The sequence below is a fragment of the Methylobacterium sp. UNC300MFChir4.1 genome, assembly GCF_900110155.1.
GTDB lineage: Bacteria > Pseudomonadota > Alphaproteobacteria > Rhizobiales > Beijerinckiaceae > Methylobacterium.
In genome coordinates this window covers 212582-221159 of the sequence record NZ_FOCS01000011.1, presented here as the reverse complement: position 1 = coordinate 221159, position 8578 = coordinate 212582, and the positions used below count along the sequence as shown (strand labels likewise).

The following is an 8578-nucleotide window of genomic DNA, read 5'->3' as shown; positions in this document are numbered from 1 at the left end:
TTGACCGTCTCGATGATGTCGCCGATCGTCTGGGTCTTCTCCGACAGGCTGACGATGTTGCCGGCCACCGCCTCCGCCTGCTCGCGGATCGCGTCCATGGCCTTGGCGGTGTCGGACACCGCGCGCAGCCCCTGGCGCGAGGTCTGGGCGGTGGCCTGGGCGGTGGCGATCACCTCGGTGGCGCGCTTGGAGATCTGCGCCCCCGAATGGGTGATCTCGTCGACCGTGGCGGCGGTCTCCTGCACGGCGGCGAACTGCTGCTCGACCGAGGCCGCCTGCTCCTGCGCCGAGGCGCGGATCTCGGCCGCGGCCGCGTTCAGGTCCGCCGTCGCCGCCCGGTTCGTCCGCGCCAGGTCCGACAGACCCGAGACCATCGTGTTCAGCGTCGTGCTCAGACGGCCGATCTCGTCGCGCCCGCCGGCCGCTAGCTGGCCGGACAGGTCACCCTCGCCGACGCGGCCGACGAAGGCCATGACCGTCTCGAGCGGCCGCACCACCGCGCGGCTGATCAGCCACGTGATCAGGACCGCCAGCAGCACCGCGGCGGCCAGGGTCAGGTAGATCGAGAGGCGCGAGCGCTCGTAGACCTCCTGCGCGGCGCGCTGGCCCAGCGCCATGCCGCCGTCGAGCTGCGAGCGGAGGTTCTTGATCCCCTCGAGGAAGGGTGCCTGCAGCCGCGCGATCTCCGCGTTGCGGGCCTCGACCGCCGCGACGTCCTGCTGGGCGATGGCGGCGAACTGCGCCTCGCCCTGCGCCTTAACCTCGCGGAACGAGCCCTGGACCGCGGTCGCCGCCGCGGCGATGCGGTCCCAGGCCGCGACGCGCTCGGCGGATACGACCTGCGTCCGGTACTGGGTGGCGAGCTGGATCGTCGTGGCGAGCCGGTTCTCGACCTGGGCCGCGGTCTGGCGCCAGGCCGCCAGGGTGTCGCCGGCCTGGGTCGCGCGCCCCTGAACCTGCATCAGCATCGTGATCACGGCCGTGCGGCGCAGGAGACCGAGGTCGCGCGCGTCGTTCCCGAGATCGTCGAGCTGGCGCAGGATCGTCATGTCCCGCCGGACGATCGCGTCGGTCGTGTCGCGCACCGCGCCGATCTGCTCCAGGGCGTAGAGGCCGAGCGCCACCACCACCACCGTGATGGCGAAGAAGCCGAGGAGGATGCGTTTTCCGATCGAGAGCGACACGGGCGGGGATGGCTCCGGTTGTGGCAGACGGCCCGGTCAGGGCAGCGCGCGGCGCAGGAGGCGGGGGAGGTCGATGACGACGAAGTCGGGACGGCCGTCGCCCGCCGCCCCGGAGGCCGGGGCATAGACCGAGGCGGCCTCGTTGCCCAAGCGGTCGGGATCGGCCGCCTCGGCGCCGGCCGCGGCGACCGCGCCAGGGGCCCGGGCGATGCCCAGGACCCGGTCCACAGCGAGGGCGAGGGGCTGGGGGTGGACGCCGCGCAGCACGATCATGTGGCCCGCCGCCGCGTCGGCGCCGGACGCGGGATCCGGCCGGCCGAGGGCCCGGGCGAGGCTGAGCACGCCGACGATCCGCCCGGACAGGGCGACCAGACCGTCCAGCGCCGGCACCGCCCCGGGCATCGGCGTGGCGGGGCGCGACGGCAGGACCTGGGCGACGGCCGCCAGCGGCACGCCGTAGCGCTCGCCGCCGCAGGCGCAGACGAGGTGATCGACGCCCGAATCGGTCGCGGCCGCCGCGGAACCGCGCCGGGCGAGGGCGGCGGCGCGCTCGGCGCGCAGGTCCCGCTCCGGCCGCGGACGGCCGCCCTGTGCACTCGGGCCTGCGCCCATCAGGACCTCCTGCTGCCGGCGCCGCCGAGCGCGGCGCGGGCCGCGGCCGCGCTGGCCGCGATCTCGCCCGCGGAGGCGCCGTCGCCCTCGGGCAGCGCCGTGTCCGGCCCGAGGGCTTGACTCAAGGCGACGGCGTTGTCGAGGGCGCGGAGCGCCTCGTGCGGCCGTCGCAGCGCGATCAGCAGCAGGCCGAGGTGGTAGTGAGCCATCACGAAACCGCGGTCGAGGTAGAGCGCGGCCCGCAGCGCCCGCTCGGCCTCGGCGTCGCGTCCGAGGGTGCGGGCCAGGAGACCCTCGTAGAAGCGCAGGGCGGTGTCGGTCGGATCGCGGTCGAGGGCGCCCCGCAGCGCCCGCCAGGCCGCTCCGGTCTCGCCGGAATCGGCCAGCGCGCGGATCCGGTCGAGGTCGACGGCGTCCTCCTCTTCCGGCCGGTCCTCCCGGGTCTCCGACGCTGCGGGAGCCGGACCGGTGCCGGGTGCGGCGACCGGGTCCGGGGCGGGAACGGCCGCGGCGGCAGCCTCTGCAGCCCCGGACTGGCCCGGGCCAGGATCCGCCGGGAGCGGCTCCGTCGCCTGTCGCGCCGGAGGGACGGGGTCCGGCGCGGGCGCACCGGACAGGTCGACCGGCGGCGCGACCGCCGGCGCGACCGGCGGCGCCTCGGCGCGCGGTCGGTAGGCCACGGTCCCGGGCAGGCTGACGGCGTCGAGGAAGCTCGCGAAGGCGGGGCTCGGCTCGGCGTGGCCGAGGAGCAGCCAGCCCTCCGGCCGCAGCCTGCGGCCCAGCCCGCGCACCACCGCGGCGACCGTCCGGGCATCGAAGTAGATCAGCACGTTCCGGCAGAGGATCAGGTCGAAGGGCTCGCCCTGCGGCGGCCCCGGCTCGACGAGGCTCAGCAGGTTGCCGCGCTCGAACCGGACCGGACCGCGGTATTCGGGCCGGAGGGCGTAGCCGCCCTCGCGCCGGATGCCCGGCGCGGGCGGCAGCCGGGTGAAGTAGCGGAGCCGGTCCTCCGGCGGCATGGTCCGGAGCGCCCAGCGGCCGTACTCGGCAGCGCGGGCCGTGGCGAGCGCCTCGACGCTGATGTCGGTGCCGAGGATCGCCACCCGCCACTCGGGCAGGGCGTCGCCGAGCAGCTCGTGCACCAGGATCGCCAGGGAATAGGCCTCGGCCCCGGTGGAGCAGCCCGCGCTCCAGATCCGGAGCACGCGCTCGGAGGCCCGCGCCGCGATCAGCGCCGGCAGGATCGTCGCGCGCAGCGCGCTGAACTGCTCGGCGTAGCGGAAGAAGAACGTCTCGCCGACGGTGATCTCAGCTTCCAGCCGGGCCCATTCCGCCTCGCCTTCCGCGCCGCTCGACAAGAGGGCCGCGTAGGCGGCGCAATCGGCCACGGCGGCGGCGCGGAACCGGCGGTGCAGCCGCTCGATCAGCAGCTCGTCCTTGTCGGTGTAGTAGTGGTGGCCGGTGCGCGCGATGATCCGCGCCTTGAGCGGCGCGTAGGCGGGATCGGCACTCAGGTCGGGACGGGGATTCCCCGGTCGGGCCATCGCGCGGTCAGACGGCGTGCGGCAGCGCGGCGAGACGTTCGGCGGCGGCCCGCGCCAGGGCGTCGACGCGGACCCGTTCCTGCACGGTCAGGAGGCGCTCCGGCGCCAGCGCGTGGACGAGCCGCTCGCCGAGGACCAGCTCGGCGGCGACGCAGCCGTTGAGCGTGTCGGCCGCCTCGGCCGGCCGGACCGCGGAATCCGGGACGGTCGTGAGGTCGGCCACGCGATCGACGAGGTACGCGACGGCCTCGCCCTGCATCAGCGCGAGATGGGCGTAGAGTCCGGGCGTCGCGCCGGCCGGGCGCAGGCCGAGCAGCGCCGCGAGGTCGACGACCGGGACCGGCGTGCCGCCGAGATTGAGGAAGCCGGTGAGCCAGCTGCCGGAGGCGGGCGGCGCGTGCAGGTCCGGCAGCGGCAGAATCTCGGCGACCGCGCCGCGGGGCAGGGCGCAGGCCGCACCGGCGACGTCCAGCAGGAGATAGGCCGAACCGCTGCTGGCCACCGCCACCCGCTCCCCTGTTGCTCGGTCGCGGCCGGGCCGGGACGGGTCGCGACATAGGCCGAGTTAACGCTGCCGGCAATTGTGCGCCGCACCGGCACGATGACGCGGAACCAAGTCTCGTCTGAGCCGCTTATTTTCCGACGCAGCGGCAACGCGCCTGACGAGGCGCGTGCTTTGCCTGCGCCGGTCTACGCCAGGGATTGACGATGAGGAAACTTCTGTTGGCCGCCGCGTCGCTGACGCTCCTCGCGGGCTCCGCCTACGCCCAGGGCAACTCGCCCTACAACGCCTCGGGCGCGCAGGCCGGCGGCCCGCGCGGCGGCCTGGAGCGCGCCGGCGAGGCGGCCGCGATGGAGCAGGGTGCCGCTCCGGCCGCGCGTCCGACGATGCGCAAGCGCATGAAGCACAAGCGGATGAAGCATCATCGCCGGATGCGCCACCACATGTGAGTGGCGAACACCGGGACGCGCCGCAGGCGTCGTCCGGGTGGCTCGGCCTGTCGCACCCGCGGCAGGCCTTTTTTATGCCCGGTCGCAGGCGAAGTGCCGGTCGTGCGGGCCTGAAGCATAGTGCAGTCCGGTCGACGCGTGGCGTCCGACTGTTGCCGGCCGGCGCGGCGCGGTCCAGAATTGTGCGAAAGCCGCGACGCCCGAACATGTTCGCAAACGAACATCGTCCGGCAATCAGTACAGCGGTGCGACGGCCTCACGAAGGCGAGGGAGTATCGATGTCACGACCGCTCGACCGGAGATCCGACGACAGGATCGAGGCGACCGGTGTCGAGGGGCGGCGCAGCGCGATCGTCGCCTCGGTCCGCCAGCGCGGCTTCGTGACGATCGAGGCCCTGGCGGCGCAGTTCGGCGTCACCGTCCAGACGATCCGGCGCGACCTCAACGAGCTGAGCGCCGAGGGGCGGCTGGAGCGCTACCGCGGCGGCGGCGGCCTGCCCTCCAGCGTCGAGAACATCGATTACGCCGACCGGCGGGTGACCCTGCTGCCGGAGAAGAGCCGGATCGGCCGCCTCGCGGCGAGCCGTATCCCGTCGCACTGCTCGGTCTTCATCAACATCGGCACGACACCGGAGGCCGTCGCCCGCGAGCTGACCCGACACGACGATCTCAGCATCATCACCAACAACCTCAACGTGGCGATCTCGCTCGCCGAGACGACCGAGTTCCGCATCGTCGTGGCGGGCGGCACCGTGCGGAACCGCGACGGCGCGGTGCTGGGTCAGCTCACCTGCGACACGCTCAGCCAGTTCCGGGTCGACGTGGCGGTGATCGGCATCAGCGGCATCGACGGCGACGGGGCGCTCCTCGACTACGATTACGAGGAGGTGCGGGCGACCCAGACCATCCTGGCCCATGCCCGGAAAACCTTCCTGGTGGCCGACCACACCAAGTTCACGCGGCGGCCCATGGTCCAGGTCGGGCGCCTGGAGCAGGTCGACACCTTCTTCACCGACCGGGCGCCACCGGCCGAGATCGTCGCGCTCATGGAGCGCCTGGGCGTCAACTTGGCGGTCGCCGACAGCGCGGACGAACCGTAACGAACATCGATTTTTCGCTTGCGAAAGCCGACCGCCGCGTCAATATATTGCCGAACCGCCACCAAGGCGGCCCAGGAGGAATCATGGCGGCTGCACCGCGACAGCGCGAGCCGTCCGACGCCTACGATCTCCTGATCATCGGCGGCGGCATCAACGGCACGGGCATCGCCCGGGACGCGGCCGGCCGGGGTCTGTCGGTCCTGCTGGCCGAGCGCGGTGACTTGGCCGGCTTCACCTCCTCGTCGTCGACGAAGCTGATCCACGGCGGCCTGCGCTACCTCGAATACTACGAGTTCCGCCTCGTGCGTGAGGCGCTCGCCGAGCGGGAGCGGCTGCTGCGGCTCGCCCCGCACGTGATCTGGCCCCTGCGCTTCGTCCTGCCTCACGACGAGGGCCTGCGCCCGGCCTGGATGCTGCGGCTCGGCCTTTTCCTCTACGATCACCTCGCGCGGCTGCGCACGCTCCCGGGCTCGCACGGGGTCGACCTGCGCAGCTCCGCCTACGGGGCGCCGCTGCAGCGGCGCCTGACGCGCGGCTTCGTCTATTCCGACTGCTGGGTCGAGGACAGCCGCCTCGTGGTGCTCAACGCCATGGACGCCCGCGAGCGCGGCGCCACGGTGATGACCCGCACCGGTGTCGTCTCGGCCCGGCGCGAGGGTGACGGCTGGGTCGCGACGCTGCGCGACGAGCGCGGCGGCACCGAGCGGACGGTCCGCGCGAAGGCCGTCGTCAACGCCGCCGGCCCGTGGGTCAGCGAGACGCTCGGCGGCACGCTCGGCATCAACAGCCGCGCGGCGGTGCGGCTGATCAAGGGCAGCCACATCGTGGTCAAGCGCCTGTTCGCGGGCGATCAGGCCTACATCCTGCAGCAGCCCGACAAGCGCATCATCTTCGCGATCCCCTACGAGCGCGACTTCACGCTGATCGGCACCACCGACGTCCCCTACGAGGGCGAGCCCGGCCCGGTCTCGATCTCCGAGAGCGAGACCGACTACCTCTGCGGCTGCATCAACCGCTCCTTCGACACGACGATCACCCCGGCCGACGTGGTCTGGAGCTACTCGGGCGTGCGCCCGCTCTACGACGACGCGGCCGAGAACGCGTCGGCCGTGACCCGCGACTACGTCCTCGACGTGGAGGACCAGGGCGGGGTGGCTGCGGTGCTGTCGGTCTTCGGCGGCAAGATCACGACCTACCGGCGGCTCGCCGAGCACGCGCTCGAGAAGCTGAAGCCCTACTTCCCGCACCTCGGGAAGTCCTGGACCGGCGACGCGGTCCTGCCGGGCGGCGCCATGAAGGACGCCGACTTCGACCAGTTCCTCGCCAAGCTGCGGGCCGAGACGCCGTTCCTGCCGGAGGAGACCGCCCGTCGCCTCGCCCGCGCCTACGGCACCCGAGCCCGGGACATCGTCGGGACGGCGCAGTCCATGGCGGATCTCGGCGAGGCCTTCGACGGCGGCCTCACGGCGGCCGAGGTCGACTACCTGCGCACCGAGGAGTGGGCGGTCACCGCCGACGACATCCTGTGGCGGCGCTCCAAGCTCGGTCTGCGCACCGGCGCGGAGAGCGCCGCGCGCCTCGCCGCTTACCTCGACCGCAGGGCCGAGGCCGCCTGACGCTTTCGAACCCGATCCGGCGACAGACCGGTCGGGCCATCTAGGGGAGGGAACGATGAGCCGTTACGTCGGGGCCATCGACCAGGGCACAACCAGCAGCCGCTTCATCGTGTTCGACCGGGAGGGCAGCGTGATCGCGCTCGCCCAGGCCGAGCACGCGCAGATCTACCCGGCTCCCGGCCACGTCGAGCACGACGCCACGGAGATCTGGACGAAGACCCAGAGCGTGATGCGCGAGGCCCTGGAGAAGGGCGGGCTCCAGCCCTCCGACCTCGCGGCAGTCGGCATCACCAACCAGCGCGAGACCACGCTGATCTGGGACCGGACGACCGGCAAGCCCCTGCACAACGCCCTGGTCTGGCAGGACACCCGCAACGACCGGCTGGTGGGCGAGTTCGCCCGCGACGGCGGCCGCGACCGGTTCCGCGATCTCACCGGCCTGCCGCTGGCGAGCTACTTCTCCGGCCTCAAGCTGCGCTGGCTGCTCGACCACGTCGAGGGCGCCCGGCAGAAGGCCGAGGCCGGGGACGTGCTGTTCGGCAACATCGACACGTGGCTCGTCTGGAACCTGACCGGCGGCACCGAGGGCGGCCTCCACGTCACCGACGTGACCAACGCCAGCCGCACGCAGCTCATGTCGCTGAAGACCCTCGACTGGGACGAGGGCATGCTGTCGACCTTCGGCATCCCGCGGGCGATGCTGCCGAAGATCGTCTCGTCGAGCGAGGTCTACGGCGAGACCAGGGCGCCGTTCGCGGGCGTTCCGATCGCCGGCATCCTGGGCGACCAGCAGGCGGCCCTGTTCGGCCAGACCTGCTTCGCGCCGGGCGAGGCCAAGAACACCTACGGCACCGGCTGCTTCGCGCTGATGAACACCGGCGAGGAGCCGGTCCCGTCGAAGGCCGGCCTCGTCACCACGCTGGCCTACCGCCTCGACGGCCAGAAGCCGGCCTACGCGCTGGAGGGCTCGATCGCCATCACGGGCGCCCTGGTGCAGTGGCTGCGCGACAACCTGCACATGATCAAGGATTCCGCCGAGGTCGAGACGCTCGCCACGACGGTCGAGGACAACGGCGGCGTCTACTTCGTGCCGGCCTTCTCGGGCCTCTACGCGCCGCACTGGAACGAGGGCGCCCGCGGCCTGATCATCGGGCTGACCCGCTACGTCAACCGCGGCCACATCGCCCGCTCGGTGCTGGAGGCGACCGCCTTCCAGACCCGCGAGGTGCTGCAGGCCATGGCCAAGGATTCCGGCATCCCCGTCAAGGAGTTGCGGGCCGACGGCGGCATGGTCGCCAACAACACCCTGATGCAGTTCCAGTCCGACCTGCTCGACGTGCCGGTGGTGCGCCCGAAGGTGGCCGAGACCACGGCGCTCGGCGCCGCCTACGCGGCGGGTCTCGCGGTCGGCTACTGGAAGGGCCTCGACGACCTCAAGCGCAACTGGGGCGTCGACAAGCGCTGGACGCCGAAGATGGATGCCGGCCAGCGCGAGAAGATCGCCGCCGCCTGGAGCCGGGCTGTGCAGCGCTCCTTCGACTGGAAGACCGACGAGGATTGAGACGGGCTCG

General features: G+C 72.7%; 8 protein-coding genes. 4 read left to right on the top strand and 4 right to left on the bottom strand.

The genetic code is table 11. The annotated features are described in order from the left end of the window. From BMY19_RS16895 to BMY19_RS16880, 4 genes are all read right to left on the bottom strand, one after another. Positions 1-1184 (bottom strand): methyl-accepting chemotaxis protein (locus BMY19_RS16895; RefSeq protein WP_100252362.1); only part of this gene is annotated, 1184 nt, incomplete at its 3' end. 36 nt (positions 1185-1220) lie between these two features. Beyond that, positions 1221-1796, bottom strand: a complete 576-nt coding sequence (locus BMY19_RS16890; protein ID WP_100252361.1) for a chemotaxis protein CheW — start codon at positions 1794-1796, stop codon at positions 1221-1223. Further along, positions 1796-3340 carry a CheR family methyltransferase gene (locus tag BMY19_RS16885; RefSeq protein ID WP_100252360.1) on the bottom strand — a complete coding sequence of 515 codons (1545 nt, stop codon included), beginning with the start codon at positions 3338-3340 and terminating at the stop codon, positions 1796-1798. Before BMY19_RS16885 ends, BMY19_RS16890 begins: the two co-directional genes overlap by 1 nt. A 7-nt stretch (positions 3341-3347) precedes the next feature. Beyond that, entirely contained in the window at positions 3348-3842 is a 495-nt protein-coding gene (locus tag BMY19_RS16880; protein WP_100252372.1) for a chemotaxis protein CheW, read from the bottom strand. Between the two features lie 206 nt (positions 3843-4048). Between BMY19_RS16880 and BMY19_RS16875 the strand changes: the two genes are divergently transcribed. From BMY19_RS16875 to glpK, 4 genes are all read left to right on the top strand, one after another. Next, a complete protein-coding gene (locus BMY19_RS16875) occupies positions 4049-4291 on the top strand; it encodes a hypothetical protein (RefSeq protein WP_043343441.1) in 243 nt (80 codons plus the stop codon). Positions 4292-4569: 278 nt separating this feature from the next. After that, complete coding sequence (locus tag BMY19_RS16870; RefSeq protein ID WP_020095420.1) at positions 4570-5391, top strand: DeoR/GlpR family DNA-binding transcription regulator; 822 nt, start codon at positions 4570-4572, stop codon at positions 5389-5391. Between the two features lie 83 nt (positions 5392-5474). After that, entirely contained in the window at positions 5475-7007 is a 1533-nt protein-coding gene (gene glpD / locus BMY19_RS16865) for a glycerol-3-phosphate dehydrogenase (protein ID WP_100252359.1), read from the top strand. Between the two features lie 55 nt (positions 7008-7062). Beyond that, positions 7063-8568, top strand: coding sequence for a glycerol kinase GlpK (gene glpK, locus BMY19_RS16860; protein ID WP_100252358.1), 1506 nt, complete (start codon positions 7063-7065; stop codon positions 8566-8568). Positions 8569-8578 lie beyond the last annotated feature (10 nt).

Coding starts and splice junctions, on each gene's coding strand:
- BMY19_RS16885 (WP_100252360.1), bottom strand. CDS start 3,340: ATGGCCCGACCGGGGAATCCCCGTCCCGACCTGAGTGCCGATCCCGCC.
- glpK (WP_100252358.1), top strand. CDS start 7,063: ATGAGCCGTTACGTCGGGGCCATCGACCAGGGCACAACCAGCAGCCGC.
- BMY19_RS16890 (WP_100252361.1), bottom strand. CDS start 1,796: ATGGGCGCAGGCCCGAGTGCACAGGGCGGCCGTCCGCGGCCGGAGCGG.
- BMY19_RS16870 (WP_020095420.1), top strand. CDS start 4,570: ATGTCACGACCGCTCGACCGGAGATCCGACGACAGGATCGAGGCGACC.
- glpD (WP_100252359.1), top strand. CDS start 5,475: ATGGCGGCTGCACCGCGACAGCGCGAGCCGTCCGACGCCTACGATCTC.
- BMY19_RS16875 (WP_043343441.1), top strand. CDS start 4,049: ATGAGGAAACTTCTGTTGGCCGCCGCGTCGCTGACGCTCCTCGCGGGC.